14 protein-coding genes are annotated in these 16,528 nt (G+C 68.7%); 8 read left to right on the top strand and 6 right to left on the bottom strand.

The features are described 5' to 3' along the window. Window positions 1-13: 13 nt before the first annotated feature. The gene (gene secF, locus ACFOM9_RS03180) at window positions 14-979 is read left to right on the top strand and encodes a protein translocase subunit SecF (RefSeq protein ID WP_386706106.1); all 966 of its coding nucleotides are present in this window, start codon (window positions 14-16) and stop codon (window positions 977-979) included. 116 nt (window positions 980-1,095) lie between these two features. On the opposite strand, the gene ACFOM9_RS03185 is transcribed toward secF, so the two are convergent. Next, window positions 1,096-1,923, bottom strand: a complete 828-nt coding sequence (locus ACFOM9_RS03185; protein ID WP_386706108.1) for an inositol monophosphatase family protein — start codon at window positions 1,921-1,923, stop codon at window positions 1,096-1,098. A gap of 86 nt (window positions 1,924-2,009) precedes the next feature. Between ACFOM9_RS03185 and ACFOM9_RS03190 the strand changes: the two genes are divergently transcribed. From ACFOM9_RS03190 to ACFOM9_RS03200, 3 genes are all read left to right on the top strand, one after another. After that, window positions 2,010-2,798: an RNA methyltransferase gene (locus ACFOM9_RS03190; RefSeq protein ID WP_386706110.1), complete on the top strand. Its 789-nt coding sequence runs from the start codon at window positions 2,010-2,012 to the stop codon at window positions 2,796-2,798. 93 nt (window positions 2,799-2,891) lie between these two features. Continuing rightward, window positions 2,892-3,818, top strand: coding sequence for a phosphate/phosphite/phosphonate ABC transporter substrate-binding protein (locus ACFOM9_RS03195; protein ID WP_386707275.1), 927 nt, complete (start codon window positions 2,892-2,894; stop codon window positions 3,816-3,818). After that, window positions 3,815-5,950: a putative bifunctional diguanylate cyclase/phosphodiesterase gene (locus tag ACFOM9_RS03200; protein WP_386706111.1), complete on the top strand. Its 2,136-nt coding sequence runs from the start codon at window positions 3,815-3,817 to the stop codon at window positions 5,948-5,950. Before ACFOM9_RS03195 ends, ACFOM9_RS03200 begins: the two co-directional genes overlap by 4 nt. 18 nt (window positions 5,951-5,968) lie before the next feature. Here ACFOM9_RS03200 and ACFOM9_RS03205 read toward each other — a convergent pair whose 3' ends face one another. Together ACFOM9_RS03205 and ACFOM9_RS03210 are read right to left on the bottom strand one after the other, a co-directional pair. Beyond that, window positions 5,969-6,631, bottom strand: a complete 663-nt coding sequence (locus ACFOM9_RS03205; protein WP_386706112.1) for an exopolysaccharide biosynthesis protein — start codon at window positions 6,629-6,631, stop codon at window positions 5,969-5,971. Beyond that, a complete protein-coding gene (locus ACFOM9_RS03210) occupies window positions 6,615-7,940 on the bottom strand; it encodes a hemolysin family protein (RefSeq protein ID WP_386706113.1) in 1,326 nt (441 codons plus the stop codon). Before ACFOM9_RS03210 ends, ACFOM9_RS03205 begins: the two co-directional genes overlap by 17 nt. 341 nt (window positions 7,941-8,281) lie before the next feature. On the opposite strand from ACFOM9_RS03210, the gene ACFOM9_RS03215 reads away from it, so the two are divergent. Together ACFOM9_RS03215 and ACFOM9_RS03220 are read left to right on the top strand one after the other, a co-directional pair. After that, window positions 8,282-8,911: a DUF47 domain-containing protein gene (locus ACFOM9_RS03215; RefSeq protein ID WP_386706115.1), complete on the top strand. Its 630-nt coding sequence runs from the start codon at window positions 8,282-8,284 to the stop codon at window positions 8,909-8,911. A gap of 14 nt (window positions 8,912-8,925) precedes the next feature. After that, entirely contained in the window at window positions 8,926-10,047 is a 1,122-nt protein-coding gene (locus tag ACFOM9_RS03220; RefSeq protein WP_386707277.1) for an inorganic phosphate transporter, read from the top strand. Window positions 10,048-10,144: 97 nt separating this feature from the next. On the opposite strand, the gene ACFOM9_RS03225 is transcribed toward ACFOM9_RS03220, so the two are convergent. Continuing rightward, complete coding sequence (locus tag ACFOM9_RS03225) at window positions 10,145-10,555, bottom strand: hypothetical protein (protein ID WP_386706117.1); 411 nt, start codon at window positions 10,553-10,555, stop codon at window positions 10,145-10,147. A gap of 41 nt (window positions 10,556-10,596) precedes the next feature. On the opposite strand from ACFOM9_RS03225, the gene ACFOM9_RS03230 reads away from it, so the two are divergent. Together ACFOM9_RS03230 and ACFOM9_RS03235 are read left to right on the top strand one after the other, a co-directional pair. Beyond that, window positions 10,597-10,929 (top strand): MGMT family protein, encoded by a 333-nt coding sequence (locus ACFOM9_RS03230; RefSeq protein WP_386706119.1) that lies wholly within the window; start codon window positions 10,597-10,599, stop codon window positions 10,927-10,929. Window positions 10,930-11,077: 148 nt separating this feature from the next. Further along, window positions 11,078-11,737: a rhomboid family intramembrane serine protease gene (locus ACFOM9_RS03235; RefSeq protein ID WP_386706121.1), complete on the top strand. Its 660-nt coding sequence runs from the start codon at window positions 11,078-11,080 to the stop codon at window positions 11,735-11,737. A 422-nt stretch (window positions 11,738-12,159) separates the two neighbouring features. Here ACFOM9_RS03235 and ACFOM9_RS03240 read toward each other — a convergent pair whose 3' ends face one another. Next, window positions 12,160-14,184 carry a M13 family metallopeptidase gene (locus tag ACFOM9_RS03240; RefSeq protein ID WP_386706123.1) on the bottom strand — a complete coding sequence of 675 codons (2,025 nt, stop codon included), beginning with the start codon at window positions 14,182-14,184 and terminating at the stop codon, window positions 12,160-12,162. 237 nt (window positions 14,185-14,421) lie between these two features. Further along, complete coding sequence (locus ACFOM9_RS03245) at window positions 14,422-16,482, bottom strand: M13 family metallopeptidase (RefSeq protein ID WP_386706125.1); 2,061 nt, start codon at window positions 16,480-16,482, stop codon at window positions 14,422-14,424. Window positions 16,483-16,528: the final 46 nt, after the last annotated feature.

Raw genomic sequence — 16,528 nt, forward strand, 5'->3', positions numbered from 1 at the left:
ACGGAAACAGCACATGAAACTCTTCCCGCTCCACCTCATCCCGGCCAACCCGAACGTCAACTTCATGCGCCTGCGCTGGATCTCCATCAGCGTGGCGCTGCTGCTGGCGGTGGCCGCGGCCGCCGCGATGGGCGTCAAGGGCTTCAACTACGCGCTCGACTTCACCGGCGGTACCCTGGTCGAGCTGCGCTTCGACCGCCCGGCCAACGTCGACCACGTCCGCGAGCAGCTGGCGACCGCCGGCTACGAAGGCGCGCAGGTGCAGACCTACGGCAGCGGCAGCGATCTGCTGGTGCGGCTGCAGAACGAAGCGGGGCAGGACAACGTCGCGGCCAGCAGTGCCGCCGCCAAGGCCGTGCTGACGGCGGTCGATTCGACCGACAACCCGGCGCACATCACCCGCTCCGAGTTCGTCGGCCCGCAGGTCGGCAAGGACCTGGCGCGCAATGCGGTCTGGGCGCTGCTGTTCGTGGTCGTCGGCTTCCTGATCTACATCGCGTTCCGCTTCGAATGGAAGTTCGCGGTCGCCGCGATCCTGACCACCCTGCACGACGTGCTGATCGTCGCCGGCTTCTTCGCCTTCACCGGGCGCGAATTCGACCTGACCGTGCTCGCCGGCCTGCTGTCGGTGATGGGCTTCTCGATCAACGACACCATCGTGGTGTTCGACCGCGTGCGCGAGAATTTCCGCAACCTGCGCGTGGAGCCGGTGGAGCTGCTCAACCGCTCGATCAACCAGACCCTGTCGCGCACGATCATCACCTCGTTCGTCGCCTTCCTCAGCGCGCTGGCGCTGTACCTCTACGGCGGCGGCTCGCTGGAAGGCATGGCGCTGTCGCAGATGATGGGCATCGTGATCGGCACGATCTCGTCGATCTTCATCGCCTGCCCGCTGCTGACCATCGGCGCGTTGAAGGTGAGCAAGCAGGACCTGATGCCGAAGGCGAAGGACCTGGAGGCGCTGGCGCGCCGGCCCTGAAAGCCGCTTTCGCTGGATGCCTAACAAAAAGGCCGCGCAATGCGCGGCCTTTTTGTTTGCCCGCGATCCGGGCGCGGGGGGCGATGACCGCGCCCGCGATCGCGACCACGCAGGCGTCAGGAAAACGCCTGCAGGTAGCCCGAAGAGGCGATGGTCTTCAGCAGCGGATCGATGATCCGGACGTTGCCGGCGACCAGATGGCGCGGCCCGGTCTCGATGTGCAGCGGACCGGTCACGCCGCCGCGGAAGTCGCAGACCCGGCCGCCGGCCTCGCGCACCATCAGCGTGCCCGCGGCGATGTCCCAGGGCTGGACTCCGGACTCGAAGTAGGCATCGGTGCGACCGCACGCGACGTACGCCAGGTCGAGCGCGGCCGAGCCGGTACGGCGGATGTCCTCGGCGGTGGCCAGCAGGTCGCCGACGCACTTGAGCTGGGCGCCAGCGCGCTTGCGTTCGCGCGGCGGGAAGCCGGTGGCGATCAGCGCGCCGGCCAGTTCCTTGCGCTCGGAAACGCGGATCCGGCGCTCGTTGACCTGCATCCCGCTGCCCCGGCTGGCGGTGAACAGCTCGTTGCGCAGCGGGTCGAAGATCACCGCGTGGATCGGTTCCGGGCCTTCGCACAGGGCGATCGAGACGCACCAGTGCGGCAGGCCGCGCAGGTAGTTGCTGGTCCCGTCGAGCGGGTCGATCACCCAGGTGTAGCGGCTCGGGCCGCGGTTGCCCTTCTGCGGGCCGCCTTCCTCGCCGAGGATGGCGTAGTCGGGATTGGCCCGGCGCAGTTCCTTGACGATCGCCTCTTCGGCGAGGCCGTCGACCTCGCTGGCGTAGTCCATCCGCTCCTTCTCGACCACGTTCAGGGCATCGAGCCGATGCATGTGGCGCAGCAGGATGTTGCCGCCGGCGCGCGCCGCCTTGACCATGACATTGACAGCGGGTTGTTGCATCGCGGACAGCTCCGGGCGCGGGCGGTGATCGAAGGGGAAAAGAACGTCCCGGCGCCGTGGCCGGTTGCGCAGTTTACCATTCGCGCATGAACCAAGACGCCTTGACCGCCGACCGCATCCGCATCGTCCTGGTGGGAACCCAGCATCCGGGCAACATCGGCGCGGCGGCGCGTGCGATCAAGACCATGGGGCTGGCGCGGCTGGTGCTGGTCGCGCCGCAGCGCTACCCGCACAACGAAGCCGACATGATGGCCGCCGGCGCCGACGACGTGCTCGCGGCGGCGGTGTGCGTGGACACCCTGGCCGCGGCCCTGGCCGACTGCCGGCTGGTGCTGGGCTGCACCGCGCGCAGTCGCCGGGTGGCGCTGGAGGAGCTGTCGCCGCGGGTCGCCGCGGCGCGGCTGCGCGAGGCGGCGCTCGCGGGGGGCGAAGTGGCGGTGGTGTTCGGTCGCGAACGCACCGGCCTGGAAAACGAAGAGCTGCAGCTGTGCCACGCCGCGGTCCACATCCCCGCCAATCCCGAATACAGCTCGCTGAATCTCGCCGCCGCGGTCCAGGTGCTGGCCTACGAGCTGCGCCTGGTCCTGCTCGCGGACGCCGCCGCGCCCGCCGGCGCGGCGAATCCCGGCGGCCACGAGGAGGCCGATCATGTGGAGCGCACCGCGAGCCACGCGCAGATGGAAGGGCTGTTCGATCAGCTCGCGCAGACCCTGGACGACATCGATTTCCACAAGGGCAGGGCACCGGCCTCGGCCATGCGCAAGCTGCGCCGGCTGTTCCTGCGCAGCGACCTGCGGGAGCGCGAGGTGCGGCTGCTGCGCGGGATCCTCGCCGACGCGCAGCGGATGGCGCGCCTGGCCTCCGGCCGGCGCTGAGGATGGTCGCCGGGGGGATCGCGCAGCGCGTGCCAGCGGGTTGCATTTCCGCTAGGCTCGCTCCACTTTCGGCATTCCGGCGCGGCCAACTTGATCGAGCTGCTTGAGCGTATTGGCAAGGCGCTGGCGATCGGCCTGTTCGCATTCGCCTTCCCGTCGATCGCGCTGGCCAACGACGATGCGCACGTCCTGGTCCTCGGCCGCATCAGCGACGACCCCCAGGCGCATTACGAACAGCTCAAGCCGCTGCTCGACTACGTGGTGCCGCGGATGCGCGACGTCGGCATCACCGAGGGCCGGATCCTGATGGCGCGCGACGCCCGCCAGATGGCCAGTTACCTGCGCCGCGGCCGCGTCGACTGGGTCACCGAAACCGCGGCCACCGCGGTGCAGCTGCAGCGCCACGCACACGCCCGGCCGCTGCTCATCACCGAGCGCGATGGCGTCAGCCATTACCACACGGTGTTCTTCGCCCGCCGCGACAGCAGCATCGGCTCGCTGCCGGACCTGCGCGGCCGCAGCATCGCCTTCCAGAATGCGGCTTCGACCAGCGCCTATTTCGTCCCGGCGACCGAGTTGCTGCAGCGCGGGCTGCCGATGGAGATCCTGCTGTCGCCGATGGATCGCCCGGCAGCCGGGTCGGTGGGCTACCTGTTTGCGCGTTCGGAACTCAACATCTCGACCTGGGTCGACAAGCGCCTGGTCGATGCCGGGGTGATGAGCAGCCTGGACTGGGACAACCCCCAGCGGATGCCGCCTGCCTACCGCCGCGACATGAAGGTCATCCACCGGACCGGCGAATACCCGCGCGGGGTGGAAATGGTGCGCGGCGACCTGGACGCGCGCGTCAGCAAGCGGCTGCAGCAGGTCCTGATCGAGGCGACCTCCGATCCCGATGCGCGCGAGCCGTTGCTGCGGTTCTTCAAGACCACCCGGTTCCTGCCGCTCGACGCGAAAGTCAGGCAGGCGCTCCAGACGCTGGGCGAGGGTGTCGAACGGGTCGGGAACGAGATCGAATGAAGCTGCGCCACGGACTCTACCCGCGGTTCCTGCTGCTGGCCGCCGGCGTGCTGGTGGTCGTGCTGGCGGTGGTCGGGGTGATGCTGCACCGGCAAGCGACGATGCAGCGCGACGTCGTGACGCTCAGCCAGGAATCGATCCACGGCCTGCTGTTCGACCGGGTGCGCGAGCGCGGCCAGGCGGTTGCCGGCCAGCTGGCCGATTCCTTGGTCAATCCGCTGTATTACTTCGATCTCGATGCGATCGGCGAGGTGCTGCGCAGCGTGCTGAAGCAGTCCGACGTGCGCTACGTCATCGTCTACGACAACAGCGGCGCGGTCATCCACGACGGTTCCGGCGACATCGCCACCTACGGCCAGGCCATGGACGATCCGCTGGCCTACGAGGTGATCACCGCGTCCGAGATGCACGTGCAGGTCAGCGACAAGATCCTGGACGTGTCGGCGCCGGTCCGGATCGGCGAGCAGCGCATCGGCGGCGTGCGCATCGGCTATTCGCTGGACTCTGTGGTCGCCGACGAGAATCGCGCCACCGCGGCGATGCGGGTGCGGATGGACGACATCGGCTACCAGCACGCGATGTGGGTGCTGGTGATGATGCTGGTGCTGGTGGCGATCGGGGTGATGGTGAGCCTGGTGGTGCAGCGGTCGCTGGTGGGTCCGATCCGGCAGCTGGCCAACGCGGCGCGCGAAATCGAGGCCGGCAACTTCGCGACCCAGGTGCCGGTGACGCGGCGCGACGACGAGGTCGGCGACCTGACCCGGGCGTTCTCGCGGATGGGCGACAGCATCGTGCGCCACGACCGCGACATCCGCCGCATGGCCTACACCGACGCCCTGACGGGACTGTCGAACCGCCTGGCGTTCCGCGAGCACCTGGACCAGCGGCTGATGCTGGTGCGCGGGGCGGCGCGGCAGATGGCGCTGCTGTTCGCCGACATCGACGATTTCAAGCGGGTCAACGACACCCTCGGCCACGATGCCGGCGACGAAGTGCTGGTGCAGTTCTCCAACCGCATCCGCGAGGTGATCGAGCGCGACGACGACGGCCGGCACGCGGCGCTGGCGCGCTTCGGGGGCGACGAGTTCGTGATCCTGCTGGAGTTCTCCGACATCGGCGGCCCCGACATCCGGACCCAGGCCAGCCGCCTGGCCGACGCGCTGGTGGCGGAGCTGGGCCGGCCGATCATGGTGCGCGGGCGTCAGGTGTTCCTCGGCACCTCGATCGGCATCACCGTGTTCCCGGACGATGCGTCCAACGCGGCGATGCTGATGAAGAACGGCGACATCGCCATGTACCAGGCCAAGGTCGCCGGCAAGAACTGCCATCGCTTCTACAGCCGGGCCATGGACCAGGCGGTGGAGCGACGCGTGCACATGGAGCAGGACCTGCGCGGCGCCTGGGAGCGCGGCGAACTGAGCCTGGTCTACCAGCCGGTCTTCCGGCTCGCCGACAACACGCTCGCTGGCGCCGAGGCGCTGCTGCGCTGGCAGCACCCCGAACACGGCCCGATCGCGCCGTCCGTGTTCATCGACGTCGCCGAGCAGAGCGGCCTGATCGAAACCATCGGCCCGGCGGTGTTGCGCGCCGCGTGCGTGGACGCCATGCACTGGACCCGCGAGCACCCGGGCGCGAAGGACCTGTTCGTCGCGGTCAACGTCTCGCCGCGGCAGTTGCGCAACGGCGACCTGTCCGAACAGGTCGCGCAGGCGCTGGCCGACACCGGCCTTCCCGCCTCGCGGCTGCACGTCGAGCTCACCGAGACCGCGGTGATCGGCGACGAGATCCGCGCCAGCACCCTGCTGGGGCGGCTGCGCGCCACCGGCGTCAAGGTCTGGCTGGACGACTTCGGCACCGGCTTCTCCGGGCTGAGCCACCTGCGCCGGGTACCAATCGATGGCGTGAAGATCGATCGCAGCTTCGTCGCCGACGTATTGCGCGACCCGGACGACCTGGCGCTCACCACCGCGATCATCGCCATGGCCCATTCGCTGGGGATCACGGTGGTCGCCGAGGGCGTGGAAAAGGAAGGCCAGTTCGACATCCTGCGCGAGCGCGGCTGCGACCTCGCCCAGGGCTACTGGATGGGCTACCCGATGGTGCTCCGGGACTTCATGGCGCTGCTGGACTGATCGGCCGAGCCGGACAGGTCATGTCAGCCGATCGAACCATGCGGCCGCTTCGGTGGCCAGCGTGCCGCTGAGCACGCCGAACACCGCCACCGCCACCGCGCCCAGGCCCCAGGCGACGCACATCAGCGCGCCGTCGCGTTCGAGCAGGGCCAGCGCGAACAGCAGCAGGAGGCCGCCGAAGATGTAGTTGGTGAACGGGATCGGCAGCGCCAGCAGCAGGCCGAGCAGCAACAGCAGCAGGCCGCTGAACATGCCGGCGACGCGGTGGTCGAGCAGGACCGTGAGCCGCGGCCTGACCAGGTGTTCCAGGCGACCGAGCCAGGGCGAGAGCCGCTGTTCGAATCGCGACATCGCGTGCCGGCGCGGGCCGCGCTGGCCGATGAACCGCGGCAGCCAGGGCGTTCGCCGGCCGACGAGCAGCTGCAGGCCGATCAGGATCGCCAGCGGCCCGCTGATCGCGCCGCCGACGCCGGGGATTGGAATGAAGGCGGGCAGCGTGGCGACGAACAGCAGCATGCCGAACGCGCGTTCGCCGAGGCCGCCGAACACGTCGCTGAAGCGGATCGTTTCCTCGGGGTCGCCGGCCGCGAGCACGGCCAGCAGCGCGCGCGTCCCCGGCGGGGAAGGGGCGGAACGGGACGAGTCGTCGTCGCGCGACGGCCGGTCAGTCGGCGGGATCATGCCCGCCGCCGGGGGCCAGTCGCTGCAGCAGCAGCTTGTCGACGCGCGGTCCGTCGAGATCGACGATCTCGATGCGCCAGCCGCCCCACTCGAAGTGTTCGCCGACGTTCGGGATGCGGCCGAACTGGGCGATGATCATGCCGGCGGCGGTGTGGTAGTCGTATTCGTCCTGCAGCGGGAGCTGCCCGCCGCCGAGGATCTCGCGCAGCGTATCGACCGTGAGTCCGCCGTCGACCAGCAGGGAGCCATCGTCGCGCACCACCACCAGCGGCGCGGCATCGGCGCCGCCGCTGCCCTGGGTGCGGCCGATCACCGCCTCGACCACGTCGTTGATCGTCACCAGGCCGGTGATGTCGCCGTATTCGTCGACCACCATCGCCAGCGATTGCTGGTCCTCGCGCAGGATCTCCAGCAGCTTGAGCGCCGGCGTGGACTCGGAGACGAACAGCGCCTCGCGCAGGTCGCGGAACAGGTCCTGCTCGCGCTGGTCGAGGCGGTCGAGCAGCGACTTCACCTCGAGCACGCCCAGCACTTCGTCGTCGCCGCCGCGATACACCGGGTACCGCGAGAACGGCGTCTCGCGCATCGTTGCCAGGTTCTCCTCGTAGGTCTCCGAGGCGTCGAGCCACGCGATGCGGGTGCGCGGGGTCATCAGGCTTTCCGCGTCGCGGTCGCCCAGGCGCATCACCCGGTTCATCATGTTGCGTTCGTCGGCGTCGATCACGCCCTGCTCGTGGCCCTCGCTGACCAGCAGGCGGATCTCTTCCTCGGTGATCGCGTTGCGGGCGTCGTCGCGGATGCCGAGCACGCGCAGCACCAGCCGGTTGATTGCGCCGAGGCCGAACACCACCGGCTTGGCCGCGGTCGCCAGCATGTCCAGCGGGATCGCGACCACGCTGGCGATGCGCTCGGCGTTGGTCAGCGCCAACCGCTTGGGGATCAGTTCGCCGAACACCACCGACGCGGAGGTGATCAGGCCCACCGCGGCGACGATGCCGATGGTGTGGGCGTATTCGCCCAGCCCGGGCAGGGCGTGGGCGACCCAGACGGCGATCTTTTCGCCGATCGAGTCGCCGCCCAGCACGCCGGTCAGGATCGCGATCAGGGTGATGCCCACCTGCACGGTCGACAGCAGGTTGTCGGGATGCTCGGCGAGGGCGAGCGCGGTGCGGGCGCCGCGGCCGAGATTGCCGGGGGCCTCGCCCATCTGCTTCAGGCGGATCTTGCGCGAGGTCATCAGTGCCATCTCCGACAGCGCGAAGAAAGCATTGAGGATGATCAGCGCGGCGACGACCAGCAGCTCGATCACGACGCCACCTCACCGGGAACGAGGCGGAGCGCGGCAGCCGGAATGCCGGTGCCTGGGGTCGGATTGCGCGGGGGAGGCGGTGGTTCGTCCATAGGGGCGCCCGGGGCGCCGCGGCATGATAGCAGGGCCGCGTCGACGGGCTGCGGGGCTGGATGGCGGCGGCGGCTCCGTTCCTGGACTCCGCGCCTGCGGGCCGGGCGCGGCAGATGTCGCGGGGAATCGTGGGGAATCGTTCTGGGCGCCGGCCCGCAATCCGGGCACGCGCGGCTTCGGAAGATGTCACTTTGCGGTCATAATCGCGCCTTCGCTTCGATCGCAAGCCCGCGACGGGACTTCCCACGATGTTCTCACTGCAGACGATCTTCGGCTCCGGCAAGCAGTTCTTCCAGCTGCTCGACGAGTCCGCGGACGCGGCCTACGACGCCGCCAAGGCCCTCCACAGGATGATGCGCGAGCCTGCCGATCGCGAACCCGCGCTGGATGCCTTCAAGCTGGCGCGCCTGCGCGAGCGCAGCGCATCGGACAAGATCAGCCAGGCGCTGGTCGACAGCTTCATGACCCCGATCGAGCGCGAGGACATCGAGGCGCTCGGCTCGGCGCTGTACAAGATCCCCAAGCAGATCGAAAAGTTCGCCGACCGCTACTCGCTGGCCCTGCAACACCTGGAAGGCATCGACTTCGCTCCGCGCGCGGCGATGCTGGAGCAGGCCGCGAGCGTGGTCGTGGAGATGGTCGGCGACCTGAAGAACATGCACATCGACCGCATGACCGCGCTGAACGAAAAGCTGCGCTCGATCGAGAACGAGGCCGACCGGCTGATGCTCGAACTGTACCGCGACATCTACTCGGGCAAGCTCGACCACCTGCAGATGTTCCTGCTCAAGGAGTTCTTCGAGATCCTGGAAAAGGCCATCGACCGCTGCCGCGAGGCCGGCGTGGTCGCCTACCAGATCGTGCTCAAGAACAGCTGACCCGGGGACGGATGATGCTGACCCTCGTGCTGGTGGTGATCTTCGCCGCGCTCGTGTTCGAGTTCATCAACGGTTTCCACGATACCGCCAACTCCATCGCCACCGTCGTCGCCACCAAGGTGCTGACTCCGGGGCAGGCGGTGATCCTGGCGGCGGTGACCAACCTGTTCGGCGCCCTGACCGGCACCGCGGTGGCCAAGACCATCGCCTCGGGGCTGGTCGACACCGATGTGGTCGTGGTCACCTCGCAGGTGATCCTGTGCGCACTGGGCGGCGGCATCATCTGGAACCTGATCACCTGGTGGCGCGGGTTGCCGTCGTCGTCGTCGCACGCATTGATCGGTGGCCTGTGCGGCGCCGCGTTCGCCGCTGCGCACAACGACTGGGCTGCGCTGGTCTGGTCCGAACCGGTGGGCAACTGGGCGCAGAACAAGGGCCTGCTGTGGAAGGTGGTGCTGCCGATGATCACCTCGCCGCTGGCGGGCTTCGTGCTCGGCATCGTGGTGATGCTGCTGTTGTGGGCGGTCATCGCCGCGATGGTGCGCGCGGGCGGGGTGCTGCGGCGCCTGGCGCGGCCGCGCTGGGTCAATGCGTTCTTCGGCAAGGCGCAGCTGCTTTCCGCGGCCTACATGGGCTATGCGCACGGGCACAACGACGCACAGAAGACCATGGGGATCATCGCGCTGACGCTGTTTGGCGCCGAAGCGTCGGGGGCGCTGAACGACCTGCCGGCGTGGGCCGGTTTCCTGCATCCGGCGAACGCCGGCGAACAGGACATCGCGACCTGGATCGTGCTGTCCTGCGCGGTGGTGATGGCGCTCGGGACCGCTTCGGGCGGCTGGAAGATCATCAAGACGATGGGCCACAAGATGGTCAAGCTGCATCCGATCCACGGCTTCGCGGCGGAAACCAGCTCGGCCACCATCCTGACCCTTGCCGCCCATTTCGGCATGCCGGTGTCGACCACCCACAGCATCTCCACCGCAATCATGGGCGTGGGTTTCGCCAAGAACCCGCGCGCGCTGCGGTTCGGCGTGATCGAACGCATCGTGTGGGCGTGGATCCTCACCATCCCGGCTGCCGCCGGCGTCGCCTACGGAATGTTTCGGCTGTTCGAGCTGCTGGGCTGGGCATGAGCGCCGCCGGTCGGAGCTATGCCCCGGCCCTTCCAGGCGGTAATGATGTGTCGGCGAAAGCAGCCGGCGACGTAGTCCGATCCGTGGAGACTGGCTGCTAGAGCAGGTCGCCTTCCGCGGAAAGAGCGCGCTCCAGGTTGTCGCCCATGCCGCCGATTTCCAGCACCAACCGGTCCAGCTCGGACGCGGTCAGCGCTTCGTAGGGGCGGTTTTCGCACAGCTGCAGGTAGGGCACGCCATCGAGGTCGTCGATGGCCAGGTAGCCGATCCGGCTCTGCCAGTTGAACACCAGCGCGCGGCGGCAGTCGATGCCGGTAATCGGTGCGATCACCGTGTTCACGCGCAGGTAGTTGCGGCCGTCGTCGTCGTGCAGCTCGGACAGGAAGATCGCCTGGTGGCGGCGACCGTTGTCCAGCGACAGCTCCACGCACATCACGTACGGCTCCTGCATGGTGACGCGGTAGTCGCCGGCGTTGACGTGTCGGCGGATCTGTTCGAAGTTCTGCATGGTCGTGTGTCCCGGTCGCATCTGGCCGCTATGCTAGCCCAATGGCCGAAGCGTCCGCCGAAGAGCGCATCCTCGCCGCGATCCGCGCCGTCCCGCGCGGACAGGTGGCCGCCTACGGGCATATCGCGCGCCGCGCCGGCCTGCCGGGCCGCGCGCGCCTGGTGGCGCGGATCCTGGGCGGCAACGAAGACCCGGACCTGCCCTGGCACCGCATCCTGCGCAGCGACGGGCGCATCGCGTTTCCCGAAGGCTCGCGCGGATGGCGCGAGCAGTCGCAGCGGCTGCGCGCGGAGGGGGTCGCGGTGGAACGCGGCCGGGTGCGCATGCCGGCCGCGGACGTCAGCCTGGACGCAATGATCTGGGGCCCGGGCTGACCGCCTCGCGGGAGCGGTTGTGGCCGCGAATGTGCCTGCAGCGGACCCGGACAGCGACGGCCATCGCGGCCCAGACCATTGCCGCAGCGATGCTGTCGAGGGAGCGACGGGCTGCCGGTATCATGTGCCGGCACGTACAAGGATCCCGATGTTCACCAATCTGCCCCCCGTCACCAAGGCCCTGCTGATCGCCAATGGCCTGGTGTTCCTGCTCGAGATGGTCGTGGGCGCGCCCGCGCTGTCGATCTTCATGCTCTGGCCGCTGCAGGCCGGCGGCGAGGTGTTTTCGTCCGGCATCGGCTTCATGCCGTGGCAGCTGCTGACCTACGGCTTCCTGCACGATCCCACCAACTTCGCCCACCTGTTGTTCAACATGCTGGCGCTGCTGATGTTCGGCGCGCCGCTCGAGTACACCTGGGGCAACCGTCGTTTCCTGGCCTACTACCTGGTGTGCGTGGCCGGCGCCGGTCTGTGCCAGCTGGTGGTCACCACGTGGATGGCGTCGCAGGGCGCGCCGGTGGGGCCGACGCTGGGCGCATCGGGTGGCGTGTTCGGCCTGCTGCTGGCGTACGGCATGCTGTTCCCCAACCAGCGGGTGATGCTGCTGATCCCGCCGATCCCGATGAAGGCGCGCACGCTGGTGATCATCTACGGCGCGATCGAGCTGCTGCTGGGCTTCACCGGCCTGCAGCCGGGTGTCGCGCATTTCGCGCACCTGGGCGGGATGCTGTTTGGATGGCTGCTGATCAATTACTGGCGCGGCAAGCCGCCTTTCAGCCGCAGCGGGTCGCGGGTGCGAAGGTTCTAGATAGGGCGGGTTTTGATCCGCCTGCTACGCCGATTTCCCCAAGCCAAGGGCTTTAGATCAAGAGCTTTCGCGCCGTGACGGCGCGAGCCACCTTTCTTCGCTTGTGCAAAGAAACCTGGCGCAGAAAACACACCCCGCCTTCGCGCCCGCTGCTGCGCACCGGGTCCGCGGAGCCGGCGGATTTTCCGAGAGGGCATCCTGCCCTCGCGGAAAACGCCGCACATCCATGTGCGGCGCCCTGCGGGTCTTGTCCGCCGACTCCGCCGCTGCGGAGGGGGCCGGTAGATCAGCAGCAACAGCAAGAGCCAAGAGCGCGACTTCGGCTTGTTTTGATGGATCGATGTAACCGGTGTGTGACACGACAGGAGGCGCGGATATGCGCGCCTGCCCCGTGTCCGGGGACCGCCGGTTGGCGGCGACGGCTACCGCCAGATCGACACCTGCTGCTCCGGCTTGGCCTGCATCGCCGTTCCGGCCTTGCAGCCGTAGGCCTCGCCGAACGCGGGCAGGTTGACCAGCGGTCCGTTGGCGCGCCACTGGCCCGGCGCGTGCACGTCGACGGCGGCGCGGCGGGTCGCTTCGTCGCTGGACATCTGCTGTGGCCACAGCTGCGCCCAGCCTTCGAAGAAGCCCTGCTTCGATTCCTTCGGGAGCTCCGGCTGCGAGGCGACGAGCGCGTCCCAGGCCAGCTCCACGCCGACCAGGTCGGCGACGTTCTCTTCCTGCGTCTGGTTGCCGTTGACCCGGACTTCGCGCAGGCCCGGATACGGGTATGCCGAGTACTGCGCCACCAGCGGCGCGGTGCGCAGGCCCCATGCGGTCTCGTCGGCGGGCGTCCACCAGCTCTTCAGTTCGCCCGCGGCGTCGATGAACTTGCCCTTGGCGTCGACGCTGCGGCCGAGTTCGTGCCCGACCAGCGCCCCGAAGCTGCCGTAGTGGCTGGCGGCATTCCTGGCCATGTCCAGCACCGGCGGCTGCAGCACCGCGGCGCTGACGATCAGGCGGTTCTGGGCCATGTCGTAGGCCAGCGCAGGCTGCTGCGCCAGCACGTCCCAGCGGCGGCCGGCGTTGGCGTTGCCGATGCGCTTCATCTCTTCGCGATGGCGCCAGGTGGAAGCGATCAGCATGTTGCCGCCGAAGCTGCCGCGGCCCATCGGCTGGACGCTGTAGTCGAGGTCGCGCTTGGGCGCGCCGATCTCGATCTTGAGCTTCGCCAGCTTGGCCTTGGCTTCGGCCTTGGTCGGTTCGCTCATCCAGGTATTGCGATCGACCGCGCGGCCGAGCGCGTCGCGCACTTCGCCGGCGATCGTGTCCGCCCGCGACGCGGTGGTCGACGGCAGGTAGCGGGCCACGTATTCACGCGCCAGCATCGGGCCTGCGGCGAGGTTGATGGCGTCCAGCACCAGCTGGTCGCGCGGCGGCGGAGTCGCTTCGCCGCGCAGCACGCGACCGCGGAATTCGAAGTCGGCGTCGCGGAAGCTCTTCGACAGGTACGGCGCCATCGCGTTGCCGACCTGGAAACGCAGGTACGCCTTCCACTGCTCGGGCTTGATCTTGTCGACCATGGCGTCGAGCTCGGCGAACAGCGCCGGGTTGGACAGCGACACCACGTCGTCCTTCACGCCCTGGGCGGTGAGGAAGTCGTCGAGCTGCAGGTGCCGGTACGACTTGCCCAGCGTGTCCGACTGCACCAGCGCGTAATTGTTGCGCGGGTCGCGCATCAGCGACATCGGCTTGGACGCCTGCGCGATGCGGGTTTCGATGTCGACCACCTGCTGCGCCTGGGCCGCGGCCTTGTCGGCCGGGGTGCCGGTCAGCACCAGGATCTTCTGCACGTAATCCTTGTAGCGGCCGAGCAGGGCCTGGGTATCGGCGTCGGCGCGGGTGTAGTAGGTCGGGTCGGTCAGGCCGAGCCCGCCTTGGGTGAAATAGCCGATGTGGCGTTCGAGGTTGGCCAGGTCCACGTCGGGGGTGAACTGGAACAGCACCGGGATGCCCACCTGGTGCAGCGCCGCGATCGCCGGCGGGATGTCCTTCCCGCGGCGAATGCCGTCGATGCGTGACAGCAGCGGGGCGATCGGCTGCGCGCCGTCGGCCTCCACCGCGGCCACGTCCAGGCCGCTGGCCCAGAAATCGCCGAGCAGCTTCTGCACGTTGTTCTGCGGCGACTGCATGGCCGCGGCGAGCAGGTCGCGCTGCTGCTGCTGCGACCGGTCGCGCAGCTGGCCGAGCGCGGACACCTGGCCCGAACCGTCGACCAGCAGGTTCGCGGCCAGCCAGTCCTTGTTGGTGAAGGTGTAGAAATCGGTGCAGGCGGTGAGGGCGGGCTCGGCGGCCTTCTTCTTTTTCTTCGCCGCGTCGGCGTCATGCACCGACAGGCCGGTGACCACGACCAGGGCAAGGGCGAGGACCGAGGGCCGGGGGAAGGCGGGGCGCGCGTTGGGCATTGCGGATTCCATCGATGCGAAGTCGCGGGAGTTTAACAAGCCCGCTCGCCGCCTCACTGAATCGGCATGCACACTGCCTGCGGCACGCCGGAGATAGCCGCCCCCGTTGCCCAAGCTGCCGCATGGCGCGCCTTCCGCCGCGCGTGAGCGCTGTCGATTCCGGCTTGCCGCAGCTCCCGGAGGATCGGCGTGCTGGCCGGCGATCCCGCCGGCCAGGTGCGCGCTAGCCGCCGGGTGTCACCAGATCTGCACGCGCTGGTCGTCCGGCCGGACCATCGGATCGCCGGCCTTGCACTGGAACGCCTCGGCGAACGCCGGCATGTTCGACGGCGCGCCGATCGCGCGGAACTTCGCCGGCGCGTGTGGATCGGTGTTGAGCAGCACCAGCTGCGCCTTGTCTCGGATGTTGCCGCGCCAGACCCGCGCCCAGCTCAGGAAGAAGCGCTGGTCGCGGCTGAGGCCGTCGATCATCGGGTCGGGCTTGTCGCCCTCGGCCGCCTGCAAGGCGTCGTAGGCGAAGCTGAGGCCGCCCAGATCGCCGATGTTCTCGCCCATCGTCAGCTTGCCGTTGACGTGGTTGTCCGGGTGCCCGGCCAGCGGCACGTAGCCGTCGAACTGCGCGGCGAGCCTGGCGGTGCGCTCCTCAAAGCGCTCGCGGTCGGCCTTCGTCCACCAGTTGACGTTGTTGCCGGCGCCGTCGAACTGGCTGCCCTTGTCGTCGAAACCGTGTCCGGCCTCGTGCCCGATCACCGCACCGATGCCGCCGTAGTTGATCGCGTCGTCGCCGTCGGCGTAAAAGAACGGCGGCTGCAGGATCGCGGCCGGGAAATTGATCGTGTTGGTGCCGGAGCTGTAATAGGCGTTGACCGTCTGCGGGGTCATGTGCCACTCGTAGCGGTCGGTGGGCGTACCGATCTTGGCGAGCTCATAGCGCTCGTTGAACGCGTTGGCCGCGCGCACGTTGGCGAAATAGTCGTCGGGCACGATCGCCAGGCCATCCCAGCCGCGCCACTTGTCCGGATAGCCGATCTTGGGCAGGAAGGTGCTCCACTTCTCAAGCGCCCTGGCCTTGGTCTCGTCGCTCATCCATTCCAGGCCCTCGATGCGCGCCTTGAGCGCGTTGCGCACGTTGTCCACCAGCTGCTGCGCGCGCGCCTTGGCCTCGGGCGGGAAATGTTCCTTGACGTACAGCTGGCCCAGCGCCTGGCCCATGCCGCCGTTGACCGCCTCGAGCACGCGCTTCCAGCGCGCGCGCTGTTCGGGCTGGCCGTTGAGGGTCTGGCCGTAGAAAGCGAAGTTCTCATCCTGGAACGGCTTGGACAGGTATTCCGACGCGTCGTCGATGGCGTGGAAGGCGAGGTAGTCGCGCCACTGCGCCGCCGGCACGTCGGCCAGCATGGCGTCGAGCTGGGCGAAGAACTTCGGCTGCGACAGCGAGAAGCCGTCGCCCGCCGGCACGTCGATCGCCTTGAAGAACGCGGCCCAGTCGAAGTGCGGGGTGACCTTGTTGGCCTCGTCGATGGTCATGAAGTGGTACTGGTTCTTCGGGTCGCGCAGTTCCACGCGCGACAGCGAGGCCTGGGCCAGCCGGGTCTCGAACGCGAGGATGCCGTCGGCCTTCTTCGCAGCCTCCGCGGCCCGAACGCCGGTGAGCTCGAACAGCCTGGCGATGTGCGCCACGTACGCAGCGCGGATGTCCTTGTGTTCGTCCTGGGTGTAGTAGTCCGGCGTCGGCAGCCCGAGGCCGCCCTGTCCGGCGAACGCGATCTGGCGCGAGGCGTCCCTGAAGTCGGAGCCGGAGCCGAAGCGGAAGCCCTGGCCTTCACCCTTCGCAAAGGCCTGGCCCAGCCACGCGACGATATCCGCGCTGTCGTCGAGCTTCGCGATCGCCGCGAGGTCCGGTTTGATCGGGTCGAAGCCGGCCTTGTCGATCGCGGTCTCGTCCATGCCCGAGCGGTACAGCCAGCCGATCTTCTGCTGGATCGAGCCGGCGGCGGCCTTGTCAGCCCCTGCGTCGGCGGCATCGACGAGCTTGTGCTGCGCTTCCAGGCTCTGTTCGCGCAGCTGGTCGAACGCGCCCCAGCGGGTGCGATCGGCGGGAATCGGGTTGGCGGCGATCCACTTGCCGTTGGCGTAGGCGTTGAAGTCCTGGCAGGCGGAAACGGACGGATCGAGTTCGCCCACGTCGTACACCGGCGCCGGGGCCGCCTTCGGCTGCGCGGCGTGCAGCGGCGACTGCGATGCGGCCAGCGCGAAGGCGGTGGCGAGGACGAGTGGCTTGAGCGCGGATGCGGACATGGAGGTTTCCTTGCGTTGCTGGAATGGAGCTGAAGCGGGCAGGGCG

Source organism: Luteimonas notoginsengisoli (genome assembly GCF_042648885.1).
Classification (GTDB): Bacteria; Pseudomonadota; Gammaproteobacteria; order Xanthomonadales; family Xanthomonadaceae; genus Luteimonas; species Luteimonas notoginsengisoli.

What these genes read in the sequence shown, in the direction of transcription:
- ACFOM9_RS03230 (WP_386706119.1), top strand. Translation starts at nt 10,597, where the DNA reads ATGGCCGAAGCGTCCGCCGAAGAGCGCATCCTCGCCGCGATCCGCGCC.
- ACFOM9_RS03245 (WP_386706125.1), bottom strand. Translation starts at nt 16,482, where the DNA reads ATGTCCGCATCCGCGCTCAAGCCACTCGTCCTCGCCACCGCCTTCGCG.
- ACFOM9_RS03185 (WP_386706108.1), bottom strand. Translation starts at nt 1,923, where the DNA reads ATGCAACAACCCGCTGTCAATGTCATGGTCAAGGCGGCGCGCGCCGGC.
- secF (WP_386706106.1), top strand. Translation starts at nt 14, where the DNA reads ATGAAACTCTTCCCGCTCCACCTCATCCCGGCCAACCCGAACGTCAAC.
- ACFOM9_RS03225 (WP_386706117.1), bottom strand. Translation starts at nt 10,555, where the DNA reads ATGCAGAACTTCGAACAGATCCGCCGACACGTCAACGCCGGCGACTAC.
- ACFOM9_RS03205 (WP_386706112.1), bottom strand. Translation starts at nt 6,631, where the DNA reads ATGATCCCGCCGACTGACCGGCCGTCGCGCGACGACGACTCGTCCCGT.
- ACFOM9_RS03215 (WP_386706115.1), top strand. Translation starts at nt 8,282, where the DNA reads ATGTTCTCACTGCAGACGATCTTCGGCTCCGGCAAGCAGTTCTTCCAG.
- ACFOM9_RS03235 (WP_386706121.1), top strand. Translation starts at nt 11,078, where the DNA reads ATGTTCACCAATCTGCCCCCCGTCACCAAGGCCCTGCTGATCGCCAAT.
- ACFOM9_RS03200 (WP_386706111.1), top strand. Translation starts at nt 3,815, where the DNA reads ATGAAGCTGCGCCACGGACTCTACCCGCGGTTCCTGCTGCTGGCCGCC.
- ACFOM9_RS03220 (WP_386707277.1), top strand. Translation starts at nt 8,926, where the DNA reads ATGCTGACCCTCGTGCTGGTGGTGATCTTCGCCGCGCTCGTGTTCGAG.
- ACFOM9_RS03240 (WP_386706123.1), bottom strand. Translation starts at nt 14,184, where the DNA reads ATGCCCAACGCGCGCCCCGCCTTCCCCCGGCCCTCGGTCCTCGCCCTT.
- ACFOM9_RS03190 (WP_386706110.1), top strand. Translation starts at nt 2,010, where the DNA reads ATGAACCAAGACGCCTTGACCGCCGACCGCATCCGCATCGTCCTGGTG.